At 47.4% G+C, this 25,904-nt stretch carries 21 protein-coding genes; 16 read left to right on the forward strand and 5 right to left on the reverse strand.

Annotated features, from left to right (window positions below):
* The first annotated feature begins 27 nt into the window (after positions 1 to 27).
* The 4 genes from AC1XUF_RS02600 to AC1XUF_RS02615 all read left to right on the forward strand — a co-directional run bounded on the left by AC1XUF_RS02600 (position 28) and on the right by AC1XUF_RS02615 (position 6,553).
* A complete protein-coding gene (locus AC1XUF_RS02600; protein WP_483340091.1) occupies positions 28 to 204 on the forward strand; it encodes a DUF6496 domain-containing protein in 177 nt (58 codons plus the stop codon).
* A 228-nt stretch (positions 205 to 432) separates the two neighbouring features.
* On the forward strand, positions 433 to 4,308 hold the full coding sequence (locus tag AC1XUF_RS02605) for a PAS domain S-box protein (protein WP_483340092.1): 3,876 nt from the start codon (positions 433 to 435) through the stop codon (positions 4,306 to 4,308).
* Positions 4,309 to 4,316: 8 nt separating this feature from the next.
* Complete coding sequence (locus AC1XUF_RS02610; RefSeq protein ID WP_483340093.1) at positions 4,317 to 6,134, forward strand: tetratricopeptide repeat-containing sensor histidine kinase; 1,818 nt, start codon at positions 4,317 to 4,319, stop codon at positions 6,132 to 6,134.
* A gap of 26 nt (positions 6,135 to 6,160) precedes the next feature.
* Complete coding sequence (locus tag AC1XUF_RS02615) at positions 6,161 to 6,553, forward strand: response regulator (RefSeq protein WP_483340094.1); 393 nt, start codon at positions 6,161 to 6,163, stop codon at positions 6,551 to 6,553.
* Here the strand turns inward: AC1XUF_RS02615 and AC1XUF_RS02620 are convergent.
* Positions 6,550 to 7,407: an SDR family oxidoreductase gene (locus tag AC1XUF_RS02620; protein ID WP_483340095.1), complete on the reverse strand. Its 858-nt coding sequence runs from the start codon at positions 7,405 to 7,407 to the stop codon at positions 6,550 to 6,552. The genes AC1XUF_RS02615 and AC1XUF_RS02620 overlap by 4 nt on opposite strands.
* 237 nt (positions 7,408 to 7,644) lie before the next feature.
* Here AC1XUF_RS02620 and AC1XUF_RS02625 point away from each other — a divergent pair, with 237 nt between their 5' ends.
* The 4 genes from AC1XUF_RS02625 to AC1XUF_RS02640 are packed head-to-tail and all read left to right on the forward strand — an operon-like array spanning position 7,645 to position 12,483.
* Positions 7,645 to 8,919 carry an NAD(P)/FAD-dependent oxidoreductase gene (locus AC1XUF_RS02625; protein ID WP_483340096.1) on the forward strand — a complete coding sequence of 425 codons (1,275 nt, stop codon included), beginning with the start codon at positions 7,645 to 7,647 and terminating at the stop codon, positions 8,917 to 8,919.
* Between the two features lie 3 nt (positions 8,920 to 8,922).
* Positions 8,923 to 9,825: a magnesium transporter CorA family protein gene (locus AC1XUF_RS02630; RefSeq protein WP_483340097.1), complete on the forward strand. Its 903-nt coding sequence runs from the start codon at positions 8,923 to 8,925 to the stop codon at positions 9,823 to 9,825.
* Positions 9,826 to 9,870: 45 nt separating this feature from the next.
* Positions 9,871 to 11,340, forward strand: coding sequence for a fibronectin type III domain-containing protein (locus tag AC1XUF_RS02635; RefSeq protein WP_483340098.1), 1,470 nt, complete (start codon positions 9,871 to 9,873; stop codon positions 11,338 to 11,340).
* Positions 11,341 to 11,355: 15 nt separating this feature from the next.
* Complete coding sequence (locus AC1XUF_RS02640; protein ID WP_483340099.1) at positions 11,356 to 12,483, forward strand: glycoside hydrolase family 18 protein; 1,128 nt, start codon at positions 11,356 to 11,358, stop codon at positions 12,481 to 12,483.
* Here AC1XUF_RS02640 and AC1XUF_RS02645 read toward each other — a convergent pair.
* Positions 12,464 to 15,865: a DEAD/DEAH box helicase gene (locus AC1XUF_RS02645; RefSeq protein ID WP_483340100.1), complete on the reverse strand. Its 3,402-nt coding sequence runs from the start codon at positions 15,863 to 15,865 to the stop codon at positions 12,464 to 12,466. The genes AC1XUF_RS02640 and AC1XUF_RS02645 overlap by 20 nt on opposite strands.
* A gap of 139 nt (positions 15,866 to 16,004) precedes the next feature.
* On the opposite strand from AC1XUF_RS02645, the gene AC1XUF_RS02650 reads away from it, so the two are divergent.
* The 3 genes from AC1XUF_RS02650 (at position 16,005) to AC1XUF_RS02660 (ending at position 18,605) form a co-directional block, all read left to right on the forward strand.
* A complete protein-coding gene (locus tag AC1XUF_RS02650; protein WP_483340101.1) occupies positions 16,005 to 16,448 on the forward strand; it encodes an RpiB/LacA/LacB family sugar-phosphate isomerase in 444 nt (147 codons plus the stop codon).
* 56 nt (positions 16,449 to 16,504) lie between these two features.
* Positions 16,505 to 17,329, forward strand: coding sequence for a DUF481 domain-containing protein (locus AC1XUF_RS02655; RefSeq protein ID WP_483340102.1), 825 nt, complete (start codon positions 16,505 to 16,507; stop codon positions 17,327 to 17,329).
* 112 nt (positions 17,330 to 17,441) lie between these two features.
* Complete coding sequence (locus AC1XUF_RS02660) at positions 17,442 to 18,605, forward strand: Gfo/Idh/MocA family protein (RefSeq protein WP_483340103.1); 1,164 nt, start codon at positions 17,442 to 17,444, stop codon at positions 18,603 to 18,605.
* Between the two features lie 9 nt (positions 18,606 to 18,614).
* On the opposite strand, the gene AC1XUF_RS02665 is transcribed toward AC1XUF_RS02660, so the two are convergent.
* The gene (locus AC1XUF_RS02665) at positions 18,615 to 19,364 is read right to left on the reverse strand and encodes an SDR family NAD(P)-dependent oxidoreductase (protein WP_483340104.1); all 750 of its coding nucleotides are present in this window, start codon (positions 19,362 to 19,364) and stop codon (positions 18,615 to 18,617) included.
* A gap of 28 nt (positions 19,365 to 19,392) precedes the next feature.
* Positions 19,393 to 20,238 carry an aldo/keto reductase gene (locus tag AC1XUF_RS02670; protein ID WP_483340105.1) on the reverse strand — a complete coding sequence of 282 codons (846 nt, stop codon included), beginning with the start codon at positions 20,236 to 20,238 and terminating at the stop codon, positions 19,393 to 19,395.
* Between the two features lie 656 nt (positions 20,239 to 20,894).
* Between AC1XUF_RS02670 and AC1XUF_RS02675 the strand changes: the two genes are divergently transcribed.
* The 5 genes from AC1XUF_RS02675 (at position 20,895) to AC1XUF_RS02695 (ending at position 24,971) form a co-directional block, all read left to right on the forward strand.
* Positions 20,895 to 21,155, forward strand: a complete 261-nt coding sequence (locus AC1XUF_RS02675) for a hypothetical protein (RefSeq protein WP_483340106.1) — start codon at positions 20,895 to 20,897, stop codon at positions 21,153 to 21,155.
* A 218-nt stretch (positions 21,156 to 21,373) separates the two neighbouring features.
* Complete coding sequence (locus AC1XUF_RS02680; RefSeq protein WP_483340107.1) at positions 21,374 to 22,072, forward strand: response regulator transcription factor; 699 nt, start codon at positions 21,374 to 21,376, stop codon at positions 22,070 to 22,072.
* Positions 22,056 to 23,417 carry a HAMP domain-containing sensor histidine kinase gene (locus tag AC1XUF_RS02685; RefSeq protein ID WP_483340108.1) on the forward strand — a complete coding sequence of 454 codons (1,362 nt, stop codon included), beginning with the start codon at positions 22,056 to 22,058 and terminating at the stop codon, positions 23,415 to 23,417. Before AC1XUF_RS02680 ends, AC1XUF_RS02685 begins: the two co-directional genes overlap by 17 nt.
* Positions 23,418 to 23,559: 142 nt before the next feature.
* Positions 23,560 to 24,021, forward strand: coding sequence for a hypothetical protein (locus AC1XUF_RS02690; protein WP_483340109.1), 462 nt, complete (start codon positions 23,560 to 23,562; stop codon positions 24,019 to 24,021).
* A gap of 41 nt (positions 24,022 to 24,062) precedes the next feature.
* Positions 24,063 to 24,971 (forward strand): bestrophin family protein, encoded by a 909-nt coding sequence (locus AC1XUF_RS02695; protein ID WP_483340110.1) that lies wholly within the window; start codon positions 24,063 to 24,065, stop codon positions 24,969 to 24,971.
* Here AC1XUF_RS02695 and AC1XUF_RS02700 read toward each other — a convergent pair.
* The gene (locus tag AC1XUF_RS02700) at positions 24,961 to 25,866 is read right to left on the reverse strand and encodes a hypothetical protein (protein ID WP_483340111.1); all 906 of its coding nucleotides are present in this window, start codon (positions 25,864 to 25,866) and stop codon (positions 24,961 to 24,963) included. The genes AC1XUF_RS02695 and AC1XUF_RS02700 overlap by 11 nt on opposite strands.
* Positions 25,867 to 25,904: the final 38 nt, after the last annotated feature.

The following is a 25,904-nucleotide window of genomic DNA, read 5'->3' on the forward strand; positions in this document are numbered from 1 at the left end:
GTAATCAACCCTGTAAATTTTCCAGTCATGGCTAAATATTCAAAAAAAGCGGGAGAAAAGGTTGAGAAAACCTTGCACGAACAAAAAGAAGGCAAACTCAAATCGGGTTCTGGTAAAAAGGTCACTTCCCGGAAGCAGGCAATCGCAATTGGACTGTCTGAGGCGAGAAAAGAGGGTGCGAAAGTGCCGGAAAAGAAAGCTTAGTGCTGCCAGATTTATTTTCAAATCCTTTTTACGGATCGTTCTGTAGAAAGGATTTGTTCTTTCTGGACGGTGAAAGTGGCGACCGTTTTTCAATGTAGTATTTATTTGCGTTTTTGGGTAAGCGGCGTAGCTAAACATTTACAATCATAATATAACTAATCAAAAGACCTATATTGTGGAGGTATCCAATCCCCTTCTGACGCCTTTAATCAGTGAGCAATTAAATCCATGAATATCCTTAGGAAAGCGTTAATTAGATTTTTACAGAAGGATGAGCGAATTTTTGATTTTGTCCAGGATTCGGCGATAGATGGCCTGCTGATTTGGGATCTGTCGGATCGGGAACTGTACTGGGCCGACAGGAAGTTGGCCAAAACGGTTTCGGGTCACCAAAAAACTGAAAACGAAGACCTGTATACCGGTTTGCTTCTGAATCATGCCTTCCAGAGTTATCGGGACCAGGCAGCGGATCATTTCCGGCATGACACTTCGGTTTGTAGAGGCCAGGTTACTTTCATCGAAAATCTGGACAGACCAATCAGTCTGATCGTTCATTCCATTGCCGTTTTTGACACAGAGTTAAAAAAGCGGGTAGTCATATCCGGATTTCAAAAAAATGATGCGGAGGAAGAAATTCCCGGAGGCCTGACGAACACCCAGCTTTACACTACCTTCCTGAATAGTAAGTCCCTGTACGTAATCGGCATCAGCGCGGAGGGGAACTACATTTACGTGAACGACTATTTTTGCGAATTTTATGGATTGAGACGTGAAGATATCCTGGGCAGATCTTCGCTAATCGGGATTATTCCGGAGGATGTCGAAAAATGCCTGAGTGCTGGAAATCTGTGCTTTACAAATGCAGGCACGCCCAATCCGGTCAGGTTGAGAAAGCAATCGCCGGACGACGGCATCAAAACCACGATGTGGGAATTTACGGGCATAGCCAATAGCGAAGGGGTTGTGACGGAGCTGTTCTGCATTGGCTACGATATTACCAAAAAACTGAAGGTAGAGGAGGATTTGTCTGTACTGGTAACCAATATGCAGGATGTCCTTTTCATTATCAGTGCGGACGGGATCTTTACTTATGTGTCCCCAAGCTGGACCAAGATGTATGGCTACACGGTCGAAGAAACGGTAGGGCAGTCATTTACACAATTTATCCATCCAGACGACTTTCAGGTTTGCTACGAGGCTCTGAAAGCAACCGTAGCAACCGGCAAACCCATCGCCGGGGGCGTCGAACACCGGATCAGGAATAAGAACGGGGAGTGGACATGGAGCAACACCTGCGCAAATGTTGATCCGGGCAGCGGGAATATTATCCTGACCAGCCACGACATCACGGAGCTGCGCAATTCGAGGGAAAGATTGAAAGAACTGGCCATCGTTGCTTCCAATACCACAGACTACATTGTGATTACGGATGACAAGGGCAACATCACCTGGGTAAATAAAGCGTATGAACAAAAGACCGGCTATAACCGGAAAGATATTAAGGGCATGAGCCCGTTGGAGTTACTAAAAGGTCCCGAAACGGACTATGATGCGATAGAACGAATTTACCAGGGCTGCGCGCAGAAGAAGATCGTCCAGGAGGAGGTTTTGTGTTACAGCAAAACGGGCGAACAGTATTGGGTGGATATAAAGATAACACCGTCATTTGACGATCATGGGACCTGCACGCACTTTATTGCAGTGGAGCGCGACATTACCGCCCGAAAGCGGTCCGAAGGTGAACTGAAAAGGTTCAAAGATATGCTGGAACAGACCAATAGGGTGGCGAGTATCGGCGGCTGGGAATTGGATCTGAGGACGGGAAAGCTTTACTGGTCATCGATTACGAAGGAATTGCACGAGGTAGACGAGGATTTCGAGCCTGACCTGGACCGGGCCATCGCTTTTTATAAAGAAGGCTCAAGCAGGGAAATGATCACCGAGGCTGTCAATGAGGGCATCGCGAAAGGAAGTTCGTGGGATATTGAATTACAGCTTGTTACTGCAAAAGGAAATGAAGTTTGGGTGAGAACGATAGGGCAGGCTGAAATGAAGGAAGGAACTTGCTTGCGAATTTACGGGGCATTTCAGGACATAACGTCAAAAAAGCGGGCTCAGGAAGAAATACTGAATTCCGAGGCCAAGTTTCGGAGCTTATATGATTCGACGAGCGATGCAGTAATCCTTTTCAACACAGAAAGATACCTGGACTGTAACCAGGCAGCTTTAAAAATGTTCGGTCTGGATTCCGCCGAAGCCCTTTTGCAAATGCCGCTTGGTAATTTGTCGGGCCTGAATGATCCGGGCCAGGACGAGCGGAAGAAAATATATGGCGATCATCTCAGATTACTCTATGCAAATGGCAGTCATAGCTTCGAATGGAATTTCAAAAGGTTTGGCGAAAACAGGGATCCATTCATTGGAGAATTACTGCTTACCATCATCAATGTCAATGACGAGCAGATCATTCAGTCTGTTGTAAGGGACATTACGATCAGGAAGAAGGCTGAGGCAGAGCTGCTGGAAGCCCGGGAGCATGCGGAGGCAGCTAATAATATGAAATCGGAGTTTTTAGCCAATATGAGCCATGAAATCCGGACCCCGCTCAATGGCGTGGTTGGATTTACGGATCTTTTGATGAAGACAAAACTGGACGAAACCCAGCAACAGTATATGTCGATGGTTTTTCAGTCGGCCAACTCCCTGCTGGATATCATCAACGATATTCTGGACTTTTCGAAAATAGAGGCCGGGAAACTGGAGTTATCCTTTGAGAAGACAGACCTTCTTGAAGTTTGTGGCCAGGTCGCCGACATGGTGACCTATCAGGCCCAGCAAAAACACCTCGAAATGCTGCTGAATATCCCCGCCGATATTCCCCACTTTGTTTGGGCGGACTCGATCAGACTGAGGCAGATTCTTGTCAATCTGCTCAGTAATGCGGTAAAATTTACGGTGACGGGGGAGATTGAGCTCAAAATCGAGCTTTTTATGAAAGTCAGTGAAAGCGACTATACATTCCGCTTTTCGGTACGTGATACCGGTATCGGCATTGACCCTCTCAACCAGAAGCGGATTTTTGAAGCATTTGCTCAGGAAGATTCTTCGACAACCAAGAGATTCGGAGGGACAGGACTTGGACTTACCATATCAAATAACCTTTTGGGGCTCATGAACAGCAAGTTACAGCTGATCAGCACACCCGATCTTGGGAGTACGTTTTTCTTTGATGTCACTTTCTCGATGGTGGAGGGCAAAGACCAGTTCGAATGGGAAAATGTGGATGATATACGGAGGATACTGATCGTGGACGACAGTGAAAACAATGGCCGTATCCTGGGGGATATGCTCGGCAACAAGAACATCGCATCAGACTTTGTCCAAAGCGGGGAACAGGCCGTTGAAATCCTCAGGAATGGGCCGCACTATGATGTAATACTGATGGATTGCCAAATGCCGGGTTGGGATGGTGTCGAGACGATCAGGCAGATTAGAAAGCTGGATGGAGATCAATTTGAATTGAAGCCTATTATTTTGCTGAATGATTCATTTGAAGAGGATATGCTCGTTTCCGTGCGCGAAGAGCTTGATATTCAACATTTTCTGGTCAAGCCTGTCAAGATACAGCAATTGTTTTCTACCTTGTCCGGCCTGGGTATCAAAAAACAGGCCGAAGTACATTCTTTGAATGAAAACGGAGGTCCGAAAGAAAACCGATATGGTTCGAAAAGAATTACCGTGCTGATTGCAGAAGATCACAAGATTAATATGCTTTTAGTAAAATCCATGCTCGGTAAAATCCTGCCCAACGTGAGTATTGTGGAGGCTTCCAACGGTTCGGAGGCGGTGGACGCCTATCAAAGAACAAAGCCGGATATCGTTTTTATGGATATCCAGATGCCGGAAATGAATGGTTACGAGGCAGCAGAAAGCATCAGAAAGCTTGAAAACAACCGCTACGCCCCTATCATTGCACTTACCGCCGGGACGGTCGTAGGAGAAAGAGAAAAATGCCTGGAAGCAGGGATGGACGATTACCTCACCAAGCCGGTACTGAAAGACACACTTGAAAAGGCAATTCAAAAGTGGCTGTTTAATGCGTAATCAACCGGATGTTTAAAAACTATCTGCTCTTACTCTTGTCATTCATTGCGGTATCCCTGGGTTGGATATCGGGTTGTAAGCCCGAAAAAACAAAAGCTGTTTCTGGGAAAAGGGAGGCAACGGTGAATCTGCCCCATTTGTATGAGAAGGCGGAGGACTATATTTCGTCCTGGCCCGACTCCCTTCTTACCGTCGCGGGGCTGATCAAAAAGGAGGGTATCAGGAGCGGTAACAAAGTGGCGATCATAAGGGGCGAAAGGTATGAGGCGCAGGCTCAATGGCGGCTTGGCAGCCACAAAGAAGCGATGAGGCTTGCGATACAGGCGTTGTCGGATGCCGAAAAATGGAAAATGTCCTCGGAAATCCCCAATATTTATGCAGTCATTGGCAATCTTCATAAGGAGAAGGCCAATTATGAAATGGCATTCGCGTCGGTCGACAAGGGGATGCATGCCGCACGTTCCAACCGGGATACAGTTGCGATGCTGTTAATGGCCCGCTTGAAAGCCATGTTCACGCAGGGACTAGGATCGCAGGAGCAGGACTCAGCCATGATCCACCGTTCGCTTGACATGCATCTGGAAGCACTTAAGATCGCGGAATCGTCCCCGCGTTTCGAGCGTCACAGGATCGGCTACTATAACAACATTGCACAAGCCTACGTGAAAAGGAATGAAATGGATAAGGCGCTTTTTTTCGTCAGAAAGGCAATTGTACTTGCGACAAAATACAATCAACCCCTATCCCTCACTTACAGCTACACCTGGCTGTCTCAGGTTTGCTTTGCCAGGAATGAACCTGAGAAAGGAAAGGGATATCTTTTGGAAGCATTGCAAATTTGCCGGGAATTGAAAAATCCATTCCGTGAAATGGAGATTAACCGCTATCTATACCAAGCGTTGAAGCCTACCAGGGACTATGAGCATGCCTTGGATGCATATACAAGATATATCCAGATCAGGGATTCCCTGCGTGTTTTGGAAAATGTGCGGCAGGTGAGCGAGTTGGAAGTGCAGTATGAGGCCGACAAAAAAGACCAGCAGATCAGGACGCTGGCTACCATCAACAAAGTGAAATCCAGAGAGATGGTACTGGCACTAGTCGGGTTCGGCGTGTTGCTGCTATTGGCTATTTTCATGTTTGCACAATATCAGACGATTGCGCGCAACAACCGGATACTGGAGCTGAACAACCAGAAGATCAATGAGCAGTCGGAGAAGCTTAAAACCCTGATGAAGGAACTTCACCACCGGGTTAAAAACAACCTGCAGACGGTTTCCAATTTGCTGAGTCTCCAGTCGGGCAGGCTTGTGGACGAGGATGCACGTGAAAGTATGAAAGCCGGCCAGCAGCGAATTGAAGCGATGTCGTTGGTGCACAAGAGCCTTTACAGTCACGAAAACCTGGATATGGTGGATATGCAGGAATATGTCACCAGCCTGGCAGAGAGCATCATGCAAAGCTTCGGGATGTATGAGGATAAGCTTGAGATGAATATCAGGGTATCAGTACAAAAACTGAACATCGACTCGGCAATACCCATCGGACTTATTATCAATGAGTGGATTACGAATTCATTCAAACATGCCTACATGGGCGTGGAACATCCGGAATTATCATTAATATTGGAAAAAAAGGACAAACTGCGCCTTGAAATTGTCGACAATGGGCATGGCATCGATCTACAAAAGTGGGAGCGACCGGCAAATTCATTTGGCATCAAGCTCGTAAAAGTTTTGTCCCGACAACTCAACGGGGTATGTAAAGTGTCTGTCCATGGCGGTACCAGGTTCACACTTGAAGTTCCATTATCAGAAGAAGGCTGACCGTCCAGTGAGCGGCAGCGCATGTTATGAAAGAGACAAAAGCGAGTATTTTAATTGTTGAAGACGAAGGTATCCAGGCTATGGGCCTTGAAGAAACACTGGAACAGGCTGGATATATTGTTGCCGGTATAGCAGACAACGGTATGGATGTCCTGGAATTTCTCAGTAAAGAAAATATTGATTTGATTCTCATGGATATCCACATCAAAGGCGATCTGGACGGCATAGACACTACCTGGAAATTAAAGGAAATAAGGCCGGACATCCCGGTAATTTACCTCACCGCCTATGTTGACCAGGAGACTGCGCGCAGGGCGGAGGAAACCTTGCCGGCTGCCTATATTGCGAAACCATACCGGCAGGTCACCCTCCTTAATTGTATACAAAGCGCACTCTCAGGCGTAAAAAAACCACGTTAGCCGTTTACAACCTGGCCTCCGTTGGGGTGTAACACCTGGCCGCTGATGTAAGACGCATCTTCACAGGCCAGAAACACATAACACGTCGCCACCTCGCAAGGCTGACCGGCCCGTTTGAACGGCGTATCCTTTCCGAACTTCGCGACTCTTTCCGAATCAAAAGTAGAAGGTATCAAAGGGGTCCAGATAGGGCCGGGCGCCACAGCGTTAACCCTGATCCCTTTTTCGGCCAGCGCGCCGGCCAGCGAACGGGTATAGGCCACAATGGCCCCTTTGGTAGAGGAATAATCCAGGAGTGCCGGACTGCCGTGATAGGCGGTGACCGAGGTCGTATTGATAATTGTATCGCCCTCAACCATGTGCGGCAGCACAGCCTGGGTGAAATAGAAAAATGAGAATATGTTTGTGGAGAAAGTGTCGGAAAGCTGCTGGGCCGATATATCGCGGATATCGTCCTGAGGATGTTGTTCGGCGGCATTGTTGACCAGGATGTTGATCGTGCCAAATTCCTCTGCCGTCTTTTTCACAGCTTCCCTGCAAAACGATTCGTCCCGGATATCTCCCGAAATTAACAGGCAGGATTTACCTTCCGCTTCTATCATCGATTTGGTTTCGCGGGCATCCCCGGTTTCATCCAGGTATACGATCGCTACGTCGGCCCCTTCACGGGCAAAATGTACGGCAACCGCTCTCCCAATCCCACTGTCGCCGCCAGTGATCAGGGCTGTTTTTCCATGTAACTTGCCGCTTCCCCGGTAATTTTCTCGGATCACAATCGGTGCGGGATCCATGATGTCCTCAATTCCCGGTTGGGTATGTTGCGTTTGGCCTTTTGTGTCTATTTGATACTCCATGATCGGTTTCGTTTATGTTGAAAGAATGGTGCTCATTTAGCAAAGCGCGTGCCAGCAAGCGCCACAATATTGGAAAGACTTCGGATCACGCCGTCCAATGCCGTTGAATAGGCGGATGAGCGAACATTTCACAAAAGCAAGACAGCAAAAAAGCAGATACCTGGCCGACCAAGTGGCATCAGGCATAATTATAATATCGATAGGACGGGTTGTTACCGGTACAAAATCGTTTTAAACATGGATTACAAAAAAGTAGTAATTGTCGGTGGAGGCTTCGCGGGTATGAACCTGGCCCAGAAACTTTCCGGAAACAAGCAGTTTCAGATTACGCTGGTCGATAAAAATAATTACAACTTTTTTCCCCCATTGCTCTACCAGGTCGCAACGGGGTTTCTCGAAGCTTCCAATATCAGCTATCCTTTCCGGAAGTTCTTTCAGGACAAAAGCAATATGCGTTTCAGCCTCGGCGCTTTTAAGGAGGTTTTTCCAAACGAAAAGAGGATAGCGACGGAGAGCGGCGACATTGATTACGATTGCCTCGTATTCGCGACCGGCACCGAAAGCAATTATTTCGGCATGGAGAATTTGAAAAAGAATGCAGTACCTATGAAGACTGTGCAGGATGCCCTTGCGTTGCGCAACCATATTCTCTGGAATAAGGAAAAGGCCACAAAAATGACTGATCCGGGAGAGCGCAGGAAAGTATTGTCGATTGTTGTTGCTGGCGCAGGCCCCACCGGTGTGGAGGTCTCGGGAATGCTGGCCGAAATGCACAAGAAAATTTTCAAGAAAGACTATCCCGAACTCAAACGGGAAGAAGTACAAATATACCTGGTAGATGCGCTGCCCGTGGTACTGAACCCGATGAGCAAGAAATCGCAGGAAGAAACGCTGGAAGAATTGAAAGGGCTGGGGATCAATGTCCTGCTGGACCATGCAGTAAGTGACTATAGCGACGGCGTGGTTACCTTTAAAAACGGAAAGACCATTGAAACGGAGACGTTGATCTGGACCTCGGGGGTTACTGCGACGGATTTGCCCGGTTTGCCGAAAGAGGCATTCGGTAAAGGGAAAAGGGTATTGGTAGATGCCTACAACAAGGTGATGGGTTTCGACGACATTTACGCGCTCGGTGATATTTGCCTGATGAAATCGGACCCGAAATTCCCCGAAGGGCATCCGCAACTCGCACAGGTGGCGATACAGCAAGGTAAAAACCTGGCAGAAAATCTCGAAAAAATGCTGGAGGGTAAGTCGCCTGATGAATTTCATTACAAAGACAAAGGCACCATGGCGATCATAGGTATCAACAAGGCAGTGGCCGATTTGCCGGGCTTGCATTTCAAGGGTTTTATCGCTTATTTTCTGTGGCTGGTCGTGCACCTGTTCTCTTTGATCCGGTACCGCAACCAGATCAAGACATTTTACAACTGGATGGTGCTGTTTTTTACCAGGGACCAGTCGCTCCGTTTTATCCTTGACGCTAAACCTGAAAATAAGGTCACCGATTGATTTATGATCCAGACTATTACGGACCGCTCCCAGTACCCTTTTGAATGGCTGGATATCCTTGATCCCAGTCAGGAGGAACTCAAAGAAATTGCAGAAAAATACGCACTGCACCCGTCTTCAATCAAAGACTGGCTACAGACCGACCACCTTCCCAAATATGAGAATGTAGGCAGCTATGCGCTGATCATTTTCAGGATACATTGCGAAACAGTACCGGAAGAGGCTGATACGGTTCCTGAACTGACGGACAAGGTGGTGATCTTCATGAGTGACGAGCGTGTCATTACCCTGCATAAGAAGGAATGGAAAGCGCCGGAGCTGATCAAGGCCAATCAGATCCAGCAGCATGACTGCAAAAATACCCACGACCTGGTGAACGAAATCGTCAAAAGCTGCCTGGCTACGTATGAAGCGCCTTCCGTTAAGCTTACCGAGGACATTGAATATTACGAGCAGAATATGTTCTTGAAAAACCGGAAGCCGACCTTGCTGAAAGGGCTCTACTATCTGAGAAGGCGGACGGAGGTCACACGCAGGGTGATTATGTTATCGCACGAGATCATTGACAAAATGGATGTCACAGCCCATTCCAATACGCACACCCGCGACACCCGCGATTTATATGTGAAACTTCATAACATTTACGACACCCTTTTCGAGAACATGAACCAGCTGGTCATGATCTATTTCTCAATTTCTTCACAACGGACCAATGAAATTGTCCGCGTTTTAACCTTGTTTTCAGTATTTTTCATGCCGTTAACCTTCATTGTAGGAATTTACGGGATGAATTTCGACTATATGCCGGAGCTCCGGATGAAAATGGGTTATCCGGGCGTGATGATCCTGATGGGCCTGATCACGGTCGGGATTTACACATGGTTCAAAAGAAGGGGCTGGCTGTAAATCAATAAAGCGAAGGTAACGCACTCTTTTTGTTTGTATTGAACTATGAAGCATCGTTTTACAGATTACATGGCCCGGTTTGTTTTTCTACTGGTCTTCTTTCTGTTGTCCGGCATTTTACATGCAGGAAATTTTGCCATTCCACTTGCACCGCTCAACCTGACGGCGCTTTCTGTGTCGCCATCCCAGATTACCCTCACTTGGCAGGATGCCTCGGCAGATGAAACCGGGTTTGAAGTGGAAGCGTCGAATGATAACAAGACATTTATCAAAATCGCGGATTTACCTGCAAATTCAGTTACTTACGCGAGTATCGGGCTCACAGCTTCAAGTCAGTTCTGGTACAGGGTACGCGCCAAAAATGCCTCCGGGTTCTCCGTTTATTCCAACATTGCAACTGCCGTTACCAAAGCACCGGTGATCACCATTCCCAAGCCACCTACTAATCTGGTTGCGACGGCGGTATCGGGCTCACAAATCAATTTGGCGTGGACAGACAATGCCACTGACGAGACCGGATTTGAACTGGAAAGATCATTGGACGGTGTGAGTTTCACCAAACTGACGGATCCGGCCATGAATGTTGTCATGTTTCAGGATACGGGTTTGAAGCCCGTAACCAGATATTGGTACAGGCTTCTTGCTAAAAATACAGCTGGCAAATCGTCCTATTCCAATGTGGCCACCACGACGACATTGGACGTGTTGCCCCATGCGCCGGAAAGTCTAACGGCCGTGGCCGTTTCGCCCAATCAGATCAACGTTTCCTGGAGCGACAAGTCGAATAATGAGACCGGCTTTCAATTGGAACGATCGTTGGACGGGGCTGTGTTCACCAAGGTTGCGGATTTGGCTGCGAATGCGGTTGCATACCAGAACGAAGGATTAGCACCTGCGACCCAATACGATTACAGGGTCCGTGCATTCAACGCAATTGGTTTTTCGGCGTATAGTAATGTCGTTTCAATAAGAACGCTGAATATCCCTGTGCCCGGGATGCCGGAGGGTTTTACTGCAGTTCCTGTTGCACCGGAATTGATCCAGCTGCGCTGGGCGCCTCTGAGCAGTAACGCAGTAGAGACGGTGATCGAGCGCTCAAAAAATTCGGACGACGCTTTTGTGCAGATCGGCAAAGTTGCAGCCAGTGTGCTGCAATTTGAAGATAAGGGTAAGCCGGAAACCGCTGATTACTACTACCGTATCAAGGCAAACAATGCAGGCGGCAGTTCGCCTTACAGCCTCATTTCTATTGTTCGGGCATCTACGATCATTACCGGCGTAGAGCCTGGCGGGGGTGGGAACCTGATTTATGCTTTTGGAAAAACATTGGTTGCCGAGCTGAAAAACCAGGCGCCGGCTCAACTCGCTGTGTACGACGCAACAGGCGTTCGGCGTGCGCAATTCACAGTAGAACAGTCCTTCAGAACGGATCTGACGATGCTGCCTTTGGGTATCTATATTGTTGTTGTTCAAGCCGATAGAGAAGTAATATCCCGCAAAATCCTGCTTTATTAATCAAAATACTGAACCATGAAACATCTATCCTTCCTTTTGCTTTCAGTTTTTGTTCTTGCCGTTGCTCATCCCGGCACAAGCTTCGCCCAGAAAAAGAAAAAATACGTGGTCAATGCCTATGTCGGCGGTTTTCGCGGATTGGTTAAAACCGAGGATATCGACGCCGATAAGCTGACGCATATCAACTATGCTTTCGTCAATGTACAGGACAGTATGGCCGTGCTGACCAACCTCGCGACGGATTCGATCAATTTCAGAAAACTGAATGCATTGAAGCTGATCAACCCGGACCTAAAAATTGTGATTTCAATAGGCGGCTGGTCGTGGAGCGAGAATTTTTCCGATGCCGTTTTGACCGAATCTTCGAGGATCAAATTTGCCAAATCCAGCGTGGATATCGTGAGGCAATTTGACCTGGACGGCGTAGATATCGACTGGGAATACCCTGCCATGCGCGGCGAGGAAGGAAACATTTTCCGCCCTGAGGACAAGCACAATTTTACATTGATGTTCAAGGCGATCAGGGACGAGTTAAATATCCTGGAAAAAGAAAAAGGAAAAAAATACTTGCTGACTACGGCGGTAGGCGGCTCCAAATCTTTTGTCGATAATACCGAAATGGGTCTCGCACAGCAGTATTTGGATTACGTGTTCATTATGACTTATGATTACGGTGGCAAAAACGGCACGGTAGGGCACCATACCAATTTGTATGCTTACGGCGACGCCGAGGATGTTTCCTCTGCGGATCGGTCTGTCAAAAACTTTATGGCGGCGGGGGTACCCGCCGGCAAGATCGGGTTAGGTGCCGCCTTCTACGGAAAAGGCTGGGAAGCAGCTTCCGGTAATAACAATGGCCTGGGCGAAAAACGGGTGAAGGCAGTCCAGGGTGGTGGTTATACCAAACTGAAAGACACGCTGATTGATCAGAATGGCTACAAAAAATATTACGATAAAAAGGCACGTGCCCCTTACCTGTTCAATGATTCCACCAAAGTGCTGATCACCTACGAAGACGAAAAGTCGATCAAGGACAAGTGTAAGTATATCAAAAAGAATAAGTTGGCCGGTATCTTCTTCTGGGAATATTTCAGCGATCCGAAGGAATATCTGCTGACGGAGATCAGTAAAGACCTGGACTAGCAACCAGCCCCAGCAAGTCCTTTTTCGTGAGGCTTTTCAAAACGGAGGTATCTGTTTTCACGAGGTCATTGGCAAGGTCTTTTTTGGATTCCTGCAATTCCATGATCTTTTCTTCGATGGTATCCGGGCAGATGAGCCTTACCGCAATCACGTTCTTCTTCTGCCCTATGCGGTAGCTCCGGTCGATGGCTTGATTTTCAACGGCCGGGTTCCACCATGGATCGATCAGGTAAACATAGTCTGCCTCGGTGAGGTTGAGCCCGGTACCGCCTGCTTTCATGCTGATCAGGAATACACGGATATCCGCGTTGTTTTGGAAATTGTCTACTCTGGATGCTCTGTCGCGGGTTTGCCCGGTTAGGTATTCAAAGCCGATGCCGCGCTTTTCCAGTTCCGGCCTGATCAGGTCGAGCATGGTCACAAATTGCGAAAAAACCAGGATCTTATGCTGTGGCGATTTGGTTTCGATCTGTTCCATCAACGTATCGATTTTGGAGGAAGCATTGCCATAAAACGCATCGTCGTTTAAAAGGGCAGGGGAATTGCAGATCTGACGCAGTTTGGTGAGTCCCTGTAAAACATGGAGCGTTTCGCGCTGGATATCCACTTCATTGCGGGTATTCAGGAATGTGTAAAATTCGAGCTCATAAGCATTGTAAACTTTACGCTGCTCGTCGCCCATTTCGCAGTAGACAACCATTTCGGTTTTATCCGGAAGCTCGGTGGCAACCTGTTTTTTAGTGCGGCGCAAAATGAACGGATTGATCCTTTTCTGTAGCTCCCTGGCGCGGTCATTCTCCTTGAACCGGTCAATGGGCGTCGAAAAATGGTGCTTGAACTGGACCTTACTGCCCAATAACCCCGGGCACGCAAAAGAAAGCTGACCGTACAGATCGAATGTGTTGTTTTCGACCGGTGTTCCCGTCAGTACCAGTTTATTTCTCGATTGGAGCAGCCGTGCAGCTTTATAGCGCTGTGATTCAGGGTTTTTGATCGCCTGGGATTCGTCGAGAATGATGTAGTTGAAATGGTATTTTTTCAGATAATTCACGTCCGAAAGCAGCGTTCCGTAAGACGTCAGGATGATTTCATATTGGTCAAAACCAGCGGTTTCCCTGATCCGGTCGGCGCCGTAGATGGTGAGCATCTTCATATCCGGCGCAAACTTCTGCACTTCTGCCTGCCAGTTGAAGATCAGTGAAGTAGGGACAATGATCAGGTTGGTATTCTGGATTTTCTTGTCCCTTTGGGCCAGCAGAAAGGCAATGACCTGTACTGTCTTTCCCAAACCCATATCATCGGCCAGACAGCCGCCGAAGCCAAATTCGTCCAGAAAGCTGAGCCAGTTGAGTCCTTGTTTCTGATAATCACGTAATTCGGTTTTCAGCGCTGCCGGGACAGCAACCGAAGGAATGGCATCAAACGATTCGAACCGCGATTTGTAAAAGGCAATTTGTTCTTTCACTTCCTGCGTCAGAACTTCTTCTTCGTACATTTCACTTACGGAAACGAAATTGACTTTGGGGGTGCGGATGGTTTCATCCACGATCTCGCCGACCTCAAAAAACTTAGCAAATTTTTCGATCCATTCTTCCGGCAGGATTCCAAGCGTGCCGTCGCCCAGCTCTACGTATTTATTTCTGTTCTTGACTGCTTTTTGCAAGTGTTTCAAGGTCACTTTTTGCTTACCAAACTTGACATTTGCCGTGGTATTGAACCAGTTAATGCCGCTGACCACACTCACGGACACCTTCGCTTTATGGAGGTTGAGCCGGTTTTTGGTCAGGTTGTTAAAGCCGAGGATGCTGACTCCCTGATCCTGCCATTCTTCGAAAGTGTCGGGAAACCAGTCTTCATTCAGGAACTGGGCTTTATGCAGATAGAAGAAATTCTTGCCCAATTGGTCTTCAAAATCGGGGTGCTGACGAAGCAATACACTTGCAAAACGATTTTCCATATCGTGGTCACGCGCTACTGTAAAAGGGTTACCATGACTATCGACCGAATAAATTTCCTTTCTGGAAAAAAGCGCGACCTCCACATGCCCATATTTGATCACCGGCGTAATCAGGACGTAATTGCCGAAATCTTCCAGGTAAATGATCTTCTGGGTTTCATTATTGAAGCCCTGCTCTTCCTTTTGCTCTTCAGTCGCGGGTTTCAGGTAAGAATAAACGATCCCGATTTTGTCTTCAATTTTAGTTAACAGGTTCTGGCGAAAATTTTCAAATTTAGACTCATGGACGATGATTTTCTGGTTATGCTGACTGAAAAACTGAATGGTGTTCAAAACATCCTCGCTGTCAATCAGGTACAGGGAGTTTTGGTACAACACGAAGTAATCGTACCGCATCTGGACTTTTTCCAGGTCCAGATAAGTACCGTCTAGGATCAGGTAGCCGGAGATATGGTAAAACTTGTCTTTCTGATCAATGGACAGCTGCATATCCGTGGCCGAATGTGCCAGGCGGACAGAAATGAGGGATGCGGCACTTACATTTTCTGAAACCGAGCTGTCGTGGTAATAGAAATCCAGGTCGAGCGGGTTTTTCAGGATGGATTTAAGGCCTGCTATGTCTGTATCCGGCTTCCTTTTGCGGAAATTGTTCTGAAATGCGGATACCGCCGTGTGAAACTTGATGATGCTGGTGTCCTCTGTTGCCCAAACCTGGTCCAACGGATTTGCCGGTGTCAGCGGATTCTTGAGTTTCCCATTGGTTGCAACAGCGGCTTCATACAGTTCAATGTAAAAGTGTTCGTAATATTTGTTCAGGCCAAAAACCCCAATGGTTTTGGCTTTCTCGGATGTGTTACCTCCACTTGCCATTGGCAATGCAGGCTTTGAAACCAGCTGACCTGCCAGCTGGGAAACCCAGGCCGTGTTAACCGGTATCATTTCCTTCAATTTCGGTCTGATCTGCAGTTCTTTATTGACCAGTTCCAGGCGGAAATACAGGTCTGGATCAGGCTCATTTTCAAGGCCGTAATTGGCGGCTACCGGCCTTATCTTTTCAAATCTCAGTTTTTGATCAAAAAAGGCGCGCAGGTCTTTGTGCCTCATGAGGTTATATAAAACCTGGATCTGATGTTCGCAAAGCCTCCGCTTGGGCACATTGCATGAGCAGTAAAGGTTCACCTCGCGGTCATTTTGTTTGATCACCACTTTTAGAAAATCTACCACGGTGCCCGGGATCTTGAAGGAGGCGTAGTTGATGTCTATTTCGTGCGGCTGAATATCAAAAAAACCCCGCTTTTCGGTCGAAGGCAGTTCGGCACTGTGGTGTAAAATGAGTGTTGTGGATAAATCTGAGAGATTGAAATCCGGAAACGAGTAATTGTGCAGGCTGATATTTGCCATTTCGGCAGGCTCATTTTTTCTCATGCGGCAAATTAGTCAACTGCTTTCAAAAGCATCCCAAAACAATACCAGGTATGACGATGTTTTAGTAAAAATAACGAAATTACGCTCGTGGAGGGCATTAGCTCTTTTCCAGGTAGTATCGGACTAAACTTTATTTCAAATGGAAATCGGATTGGCAGCAGACCATGGCGGATATGAGCTGAAGGAATTTTTGAAATCATACCTCATTGAAAAAGGACATCATGTGAGTGATTTTGGTGCTTACGTGCTCAATAGTTCGGATGACTATCCTGACTTTGTAATCCCTATGGCACAGGCCATTGCAGCCAGGGAGCTCGATCGCGGAATTGCCGTATGTGGCAGTGGGGTAGGCGCTTCGGTGGCAGCAAACAAGGTAGCTGGTGTGCGAGCGGCACTGATCAACGACCACTTTTCGGCACACCAGGGTGTAGAGGACGACGACCTCAATATGTTGTGCCTAGGCGGCAGGGTAACCGGAAATATGGCAGCGAAAGAATTGGTGGAAGCATTTTTGAACGCCGAGTTCACAGGCGAAGAAAGGCATATCAGAAGGCTTGGAAAGGTAAAAGCTCTGGAGAAATAGTGCAGGAACAGTCAGATGGGATCGTTTTGGCATTATTATTTTGCAGAGCCGCGTTAATGAAAAATCCGACATGCCACCGTTTTCCAAAGCTTGCCGCTTTATTCTTCATCGTTTCCATGTCGCCGGTATTCGCGCAGAAGCCGGCTGCCGACAGCCTGAAAATACTTCCTGCAGATTCGCTGACGGTTTCAAAGCAGGATTCCGTTCCGAAACCTTCTGTATTTATCGATACCATCCGGTACCGGTTTATAGGTGATGGGAATTTTACCAAAGGGAACGTGAACCGGACCTTAATGGTCCTCCGTGCCGAACTGACTTTCAGCGGCCCCACTCTGAATATCGCCACCAACCCAAGGTTCACTTACGGGAAGCAAAATGGCATCCTTGCCGAGAGGGACAGCTATCTGGACCTTTATGTGGACGTTTTTAAAAAGCGGCGGACCTATGCGTTCGGGCTTGGGGTCATCGAAACCAGTAATCTCCGGAAAATCGATTTCAGGCAAATGGCGGGTGCGGGGGTTGGTTACAGGGTTATCAAAAACAAAACCAATGACCTGAGCCTTACCGACGCGATCCTCTACGAATCGACCAATTTTCAGGAAATAGCAACAGTAACTACCATCCGTAATTCCTTTCGTATCAAGGGGAAGCACTCCTTTATGCAGGATAAGCTGCGGTTCAACCATCTTACTTTTATACAGCCCGCGTTGAATGACCTTTCAAATGTGCGCTGGAATACCATCATGTCGCTGGAACTTCCTCTGAATAAATGGGTTACCCTCCGCACCAGTTTTGAGAATTCTTACGAAAGCGTGGTAGAAGCTACCAGAAAGCGGAATGATTCCCGCATCACGTTCGGTATCGCGGTCGGTAACAAATAATGATCTTTATTCTTTGTAAGGGAGAGATGCGGTTTTGGGTGTCCTTGAAGACGGTACATTAAATCTTCCGGAAATGTGCCTTTATCAGATATCACCACATTCAATCCGAGCAATGAAAGAATCACAGGATAATCGCCGCCAGTTTATTAAGCATTCGGTCAATACAGCCGCCAGCCTGATCATGATACCCGCTATGGCACAGGAAGTGCTGGGTGCGAACAAGCCGGGGGATATCGGAAACCCTCAGTCCACCCATATGCCGCCGAGAATCAAATTTTCTGTCATCGGGATCAATCACGGCCATATTTATGGACAGGTGGAGGCAGTTACCCGCGGCGGCGGCGAACTGGTATCTTTTTATGCCAAGGAGCCCGATCTCGCCAGTGCATTTGCCAGGCGGTATCCCCAGGTGAAGCAAGCGCAAAGTGAAGCCGAGATACTGGAAGACAAAAGCATCCAATTGATCCTGAGCTCCGGCATTCCCGATGAGCGTGCTCCATTGGGCATCCGCGTGATGAAAGCTGGTAAGGATTATATGGTTGATAAACCGGGAATCACCACGTTGGAGCAGCTGGCGCAAGCGCGGAAAGTGCAAAAGGAAACCAAACGCATCTATTCTATCATGTACAGCGAGCGTCTGGAAAACCGGGCGACCATTAAGGCAGGGGAATTAATTAAAGAAGGCGCGATCGGGAAAGTGGTACAAACCATCGGACTTGGGCCGCACAGGATCAGCCTCAACACGAGGCCTGAATGGTTTTTCGATAAAAAGCGCTTCGGCGGGATCATTTGCGATATCGCATCGCACCAGTTCGACCAGTTCCTTTTCTTTACCAATTCTACAAAAGCTGAGGTGGTAGCTTCGCAGGTTGGAAACGTAAACCATCCCCAATATCCCAAATTTGAGGATTTCGGAGATGCAATGCTCCGGGGCAACGGAGGCGCAGGCTACATCCGTGTAGACTGGTTTACGCCGGACGGACTGAAAACCTGGGGCGACGGACGACTGACCGTATTAGGGACAGAAGGCTTTATAGAAATTCGCAAGAACATTGATATCGGTGGCCGTGAAGGCGGTAACCATTTGTTCCTGGTCAATAATAAAGAAACCGCTTACATCGATTGCAGCAAGGTAGAACTGCCTTATGGCCGTCAGCTGGTCGATGATGTTTTAAACAGGACCGAAACCGCTATGTCGCAGGAGCATTGCTTTCTGGCAACGGAACTCGCGTTGAAAGCCCAGAAGAATGCACAGAATGTGGCGGTGCTGAGCTGATTTGCTCGTTTATTCCTCGTAAATCATTTTACGCGTCATTCCGCCATCTATGACCAGATTGGTCCCGGTGATAAAATCATTATCAGGATCAGTCAGATAAAGACAAGCTTTTGCAATATCGTCCGGCTTTCCTACTCGTCCTGCGGGATGTTGGGCATGGTCGGACGGTTTTAGTTTATTGTAATCGCCGGTTTCTATCCATCCCGGACTGATTGCATTGACATTGATTTTATCCGGCCCCAAAGAAATGGCCAATGCATGGGTCAGTGCCAGAATTCCTCCTTTTGAGGCAGCATAAGCTTCCGTGTTGGGCTCGGACATCAATGCTCTCGTGGAAGCGATGTTGACAATCGATCCTTTGCCTTTGAGACGCATTACTTTGGCAGCTTCTCGTGAACAGAGGAAAGTTCCTCTCAGGTTGGTATTGATCACATAGTCCCAATCTTCTATAAGCAGCTCGTAAGGCGAAGCGCTTCTGCCAAGCCCTGCATTGTTGATCAGGACATCGATATGGCCTAGCGACTGGTGTTCTTCTTTGATACCGCGCACGATCTCATCGGGCGAGGTAAGGTCTATGGTACGGGTCGAGGCCAGATAACCCTGTTCTTCGAGGTTTTTCCGGGCGCGTGCCAATGCTATATCATCCCGGTCCCACATTACTACCTGCGCGCCAGCCTTTGCGTAGTAGGAAGCAATGACATACCCGATGCCATTTCCGGCACCGGTTACGATCACTGTTTTGTCTTTGTAAGTATTCATAATGCTTTTGTAATCAAGGTATTGGTTCTTATGAAAGGGCCGCAAAGTCCTCATCCGACAATTCGATCTGCGAGGCGGCCAGGTTTTCTTTCAAATGTTGCAAAGAACTTGTCCCGGGGATCAGCAGGATGTTGGATGCCCGCCTGAGCAGCCAGGCCAAAGCGATTTGGGCTGTGGTTGCCCCGTGTTTCTGGGCTATACCAGCGATTTTGTTTTTCATTTTGTCGGGACCGGAAGCGAGCGGAAACCAGGGGATAAAAGCCATTCCCCGTTGTACGGTGTAATCCAGCACGCTCTCCCACTGGCGGTTACCCAGGTTGTACAGGTTCTGGACCGAGACGATCGGCAATACTTTTTCGGCGCGTTCGATCTGCTCTACAGTTACTTCCGACAAGCCCACGTGACGGATCTTCCCGGCTTTCACTGCATCTACTACAGGCCCTAATGTTTCTTCCACTGGAAATTTGGGATCGAAACGGTGTAACTGCCAGAGGCCGATCACATCCAGTTTCAATCTTTTTAAGCTTCCGTCGATGGTTTCACGGATATGTTTGGGGTTGCCATTTACCGGCCACTGGTTGGGACCCGTGCGGTCCAGCCCGCCTTTAGTTGCGATCAGCAGATTTTCGGGATAAGGATACAGGGCATCTGCAATCAGTACTTCGTTGGTATGCGGACCATACGAATCGGCCGTATCGATAAAATTCACTCCCGCTTCGACAACTGCCTGCAATACTTTTTTCGCATTTTCCCGGTCGGGAGCATCTCCCCACACGCCGTGACCGGTCAATTGCATTCCCCCGTAGCCTAGTCTGTTGACCTCAATTTCCCCGCCGACCCGAAAAGTGGACGGGTTTTTTGCTGTTATGCTCATTGCTAATACTGTTAAAGGTGATTTATTCTTAACCAGTCTGCCGTCGATTTCATTCCTTGGAGAGGTACTGGTTATGCTTATTTGTAGCTCACAAATGTCACGCCAGTTCGAGTGAAAATAAGATGGCATCCTCTCTGCTTCCCCTCTTTCGAGCATACCGAATATCGCAACAGAGCCTGTGAGGGCCTATTCTGGCCGCCGTTAACCTCTGAAATTGACCGGATAATCATTTGTGCCGTCCTTTTTGAAAAAAAATTAAAAATATTTTTTCATGTTATCCGGTGTTTGCCGCTCAATATTTGGCGAAAGTGCCTATCGATATAATCCACTCGGAATAAAATTCCATATTGTCGCTGTTTCATAAAATAAATCTAATGCCTTTGATTTTAAACAGTATTAAACTTGGCATCATCAGGTAGCTGCAAAATGTTTTTCAGTCACAAAACCCCTGAAAATGGCCATTTTAAATTTTAAATATTGGAATAGTACCATAATGTTCCGTGCCTTCCAAGTCGCTTTTTTAATGATTTTGAGCATTTTTGGCCGAATATTGTTTTGCTGTTTATTGCCTTGAACGTTTGTATTCAGAATATTGTAGTATATTTGTACTCGAAATAGAGACAATAACAAAAGAAACAAAGTAAACACTATTACCAATGAAAAATGCAAAAACAATGATAGTAACTGCCATGATGGCCATGACTATCGCAACTTATGCTAACGCTGAGAATTCTACATATATAAATGAAGAGAAAGTGAGAGTTTCAGTGATGGACAGGGTGTTGCCAGCTTCACTGCCAGTTTTGGAAAGCCCAGCCCCGCAGAATGTGAAATTGACAGCTGACACCAATAAGCATACCGCCGCTCAGAAGGCTGCGATCGTAGGATTGCAATTGAAAAGTGCTTCTACGAAGTAATTGAACCGGATCCATAAAGGGGTCCACTAAATTGGAAGTTTTTAAAAAGGGAGAAATTTTTCTCCCTTTTTTTGTGTGCCGGCCAGCTCGAAGTCCCAGTTTCGTGCCGAAGGTCAACTACGGACACAATTGGTGGGAGGGCTGTAAATAACCGATCAAGGAGATAGATCTTCACGCCGACTGACTTATATTTAAGATTTCAGCATCCATTGCACCATATGAAAGTATTGCTCGTCGAAGACGAACCCAGCGTTATTTCGGTTATTCAAAGGAGTTTATCCGCCTCTGGCCACGAGATCACGGTAGCTATGGACGGACAATCGGGCTTACAAATGATCCTTCAACACACATTTGATATTGTTATTCTGGACCTCATGCTGCCTGTGATCAACGGTATGGAGGTATGCAGGCGTCTGCGACAGGCGAAGATTACGACGCCTATTTTGATGCTGACCGCATTGGGAACGACTGAAAACATCGTGTCAGGGCTGGATGCCGGAGCTGATGACTATATGACAAAGCCCTTTAAGCTGGCAGAGCTGGAAGCCAGGCTCAGAACATTGACCAGGAGGGGAAAAGAACCTGAAAAAGAACGGGATGAGGGTTTGCTGATCATTGGCGACCTGGTGATGGATACCGTCACAAAAACCGTTCGTCGTGATCACCAGACAATCGAGCTGACTGCTACCGAATTCCGGCTGCTGGAGTACCTGCTTTCAAACACGAACCGGGTGCTTAACCGGATGGAAATATTGGAAAATGTATGGGATATCAACTTTAACCTGGGGACTAATGTAGTTGACGTATACATTAACTATTTGCGAAAAAAAATAGACAAAAACCACGATATCAAGCTGATCCACACGGTTTTTGGTATGGGATACGTACTGCGCCAGGCTTATGAAGATCCAAAATAAAATTGCGTTGATTTTTACGGCCCTGGCAGCTGGGATTATTCTGGCGCTGAGTGCATTCCTCTATATTTTCGCCTCTGAGAATATTTCGGCCAGTTTTTTTCACAGGCTTGAAGTTCGGGCCGATATCGTGGGACACGCGGCTTTGGAGGAAAACAAATCGCGGACCTCCATTTACCATGATATCAAGGCAAGGCACCTTGGTGATCTGCCATTTGAGAAACACAGGATCACCCCGGGAATGCTTTCCGAAAAATCAAAACACGCCTTGCCGATGCCAGAAACGTTTTATAATGATCTGGCTAGCAACGTACCGGCCAGGTTTTTCAAAAATGACACCTCCTATGTAGGCCTGCTTATCCGGAAGGAGGGAAACAGCCTGGTGGTTATTTCGTCCGCAGTAGATTTATATGGTATGGAGGAGATGGATAACCTGAAAAACCTGCTGGTCATTGGTTTCCTGATCGCGATGGTTTTTGTATTCACATTTGGGAAACTTTTTTCCAATGAAGTTTTCAAACCCATACGGCGGATTATCCGTAACGTTAAGGGTATCAATGCGCTGAACCTGCACCAGCGCCTTGTGATCGACAACAGCAGCGACGATGTAGAAGCCCTTTCCAGGACCTTCAATGATATGCTCGACAGGCTGGAAATCACATTTGAAATGCAAAACAACTTTGTGAGCAATGCCTCCCATGAATTCAAAACACCTCTTACGGTGATCAGTGCAGAAGCAGAGTTGGGATTGGCTGTCCCTGGCCTGCCCGAAAACGCAGTTGCCTCTTTCCTGAACATTTACCGGGAATCGGAGAAATTGGAACATCTGGCCAGCAGTATGCTAAGTCTTGCGCAAACAGGTTTCGACGGAAAGAAAGAACAATGGAACGATCTGCGTATTGATGAGCTGGTGATTGCCGTAAAGGAGGCTGTCGACAAAATCATCCCCGACAACAAAGTAGCCATCAATTTCGACTCGTTGCCGGACGATGAAAGAAAACTGGTACTGAATGGGAACGAAATGCTTTTGAAGGCCGCATTCACCAATATCGTCCTCAACAGCTGTAAATATTCCGACAACCGGCCTGTTCAGATCATCATTCGCGCCGATCAAACCTATTCGGTCGTCGAGATCATCGATGAAGGCATTGGCATCCCCGAGCGGGAAATAGGCCAGATATTTGTCCCTTTTTTCAGGGCTTCGAATACAGAAAAATACAAGGGCTATGGAATTGGCTTACCGCTGGCCAACAACATCATCCGTATGCACCAGGGAAAAGTGGAGGTAAAAAGCAGGGTAGGGGAAGGTACCCATTTCACTACCTGCCTGCCTTTCCGCAACTTCTAATCCGGTTCTAATATTCTAATCCGGTTTTAATCAATCTCTCACCACATTATAATTTCCCTCTTAGCGCACACTAATGAGTGCGCTGTAACATTGCATGACCAAATTTTAGTCAAATGCATTGTTAATCAAACCGATAGAGTTTATGAAAACGATAATGATCCCGACAGATTTTACCAATGAAGGTATTCAGGTTGCGGAAACCATGGTGAGAGATATGAACGAAGAGGTTAACATCGTGTTCACGCATCTTTTTCATGTGGCAGAGGATATTCAGGACCTCCTCTTTTCAGGTTCACGGGACAAGGAATACGAACTGGTCCCCCGGGAATTCTGGAATGCATGTAAAACGCTCAAAGTGACGTTCGCGGAACAGATTAAAAGCATCCGCATCGATTTTTTTTATGGCAATAAGCTCGCTTCGCTGAAAAACTTTCTGGAGTACCACGACGTCGATTTCATCGCTTACTCGGACAGTTACGGTATACCAAAACTCAATAAATACAGCCTGGATGTCCTGCCTGTACTGAAAAAATCGGATACCCCGCTGGTCAACATCGATCTCATCCAGGTTTCGGCTTTGGCAGCCACCGTGGAAGCGCATTGAGCAAAGGAAATGGATATTGAACAGATAAAGTCTAATAAATTATGCTTCTCAAAAAGAACATTCCCATCCGTTATATTTTCGGAAAAATCAAATATGAAATTCTTTTCGTGACGATTTACGGTTTCGCCATTGAAATCATTTATCAGAATTTCCATATCACGAATATCTCCATTCCGATGACGGTACCCACCGTCCTGGGGACAATCATTTCGCTTCTGCTGGCTTTCCGGTCCAATCAGGCTTACGATCGCTGGTGGGAAGCGAGGATCATCTGGGGGGCAATCGTGAATGACTCCCGGACACTGGCGCGCCAGATTCTGTCGCTCATGGACGAGCCCTTTGAGCCGGATCACATTGACGGTTTCAAGCGGAGAATGATCAACCGGCAGATCGCCTGGTGTTACGCGTTGGGGAAAGGCCTGAGGAAGGACGATCCGATGCCATTGATCAGCAAATTCGTGAGCGAAGATGAATGCGAGTTTGTAAAAGATTACGACAATAAGCACCTGGGATTGATCCAATTGCATGCGAGAGATTTGAAAAATGCGCTAAAACAGGGCTGGGTAAACCCATATCAGCAGGTGGAGATTGATCAGACACTGACCCGTCTTTGTGATTCCATGGGAAAATCGGAAAGAATCAAAAACACGGTATTTCCCTCGACTTACAGCCTGTACATCCATCTGGCCTTGCACTTCTTTATCCTGCTCCTGCCATTCGGATTGGTCGATTTATTTGGATTTCTGATGGTACCTGTGCTGATCGTGATCACTGCTTGTTTTTTCCTTATCGAAAAAATGGCGATCCATCTGCAGGACCCGTTCGAGAATAAGCCAACGGATACGCCGGTACTTTCTATTTCAAGAAACATCGAGCGCGACCTGAAACAAATGATGCGCGACCAGCAGGTGCCACTGGCTTACACGCCCGAGAAGTTTTTTATTTTATGATGGCTGCGTGCTTTCTGGCCAGCCCGTTATAAATTTCAATCAGAATATTGTAATCATCCCGAACCCAATTGCCGGTTTGGGATTTTTTTGTCGTCACTGTCAGAAGATAATCCTCATACAAATGGTACGCTCTCATGGCATCTTCCCGGGAATAGTATCCATTGATCCAGGTCGGCGGGATTTTGTCGGGTTTGACAATGCCGATACCTACATTATAAAGCCTGATGATCCCGTCTGAAAATTCCATGGAGACCGTTTTTTGTTCCCTGATCTCGGCTGCATTTAAAATATAAGCGCAATGAAGCAGATAGTTTCTCAATCGCTGTAACAGCTGTTTTTTGTCCTCCGGCTGAGCGGGTTTAATGCGCCATAGGTTGTTGGCCGGGTAAAACGGGTCGTCCTGGTACCGCGAAACAGGTTTGCCATCTTCAATGAGTGACATGACTTGCCTGTTGCGGATTTCAAGGCTCATCAGCCGTTTTCCATTGGCTGCCTGGTCAAATGACAAGGGGATTTCCTGCGTCTGGCGCCCGGTCGTCAGAAATACGGATTGGGTTTCGGCGGCGTAGGCCCACCGCCCTGCAAGATAGCCTCCTTTTGTCCCTATTTGGGTAAATGAGCTGTCGGGGAAATAGGCGATGAGCATTTCGTTGCTCTGGATATCTTCCGGCCCGAAAGTGTCGTCGTCGAAGGGCAACACCGGCATATCTCCGTCTACCTTGATCCCCGATAGCCGCCAGATCCCATGCATGGCACCTGGCCCGCTCAGGGTTGTTCCGGAAACACCCTCCATTTCCTTCCCCCGCCTGTGCCGCTTGCCGGTCCGGTAGATGATACCATGCTGTTCCATCATGGTGATCAGTATGAAAAGGAATAGTAGTTTGATGAAGTTCATTGCCGTGTTCTTGGAAAGATAAATCGCCGCTGCTGCTT

Source organism: Dyadobacter sp. HNCC25DJ185 (genome assembly GCF_056895195.1).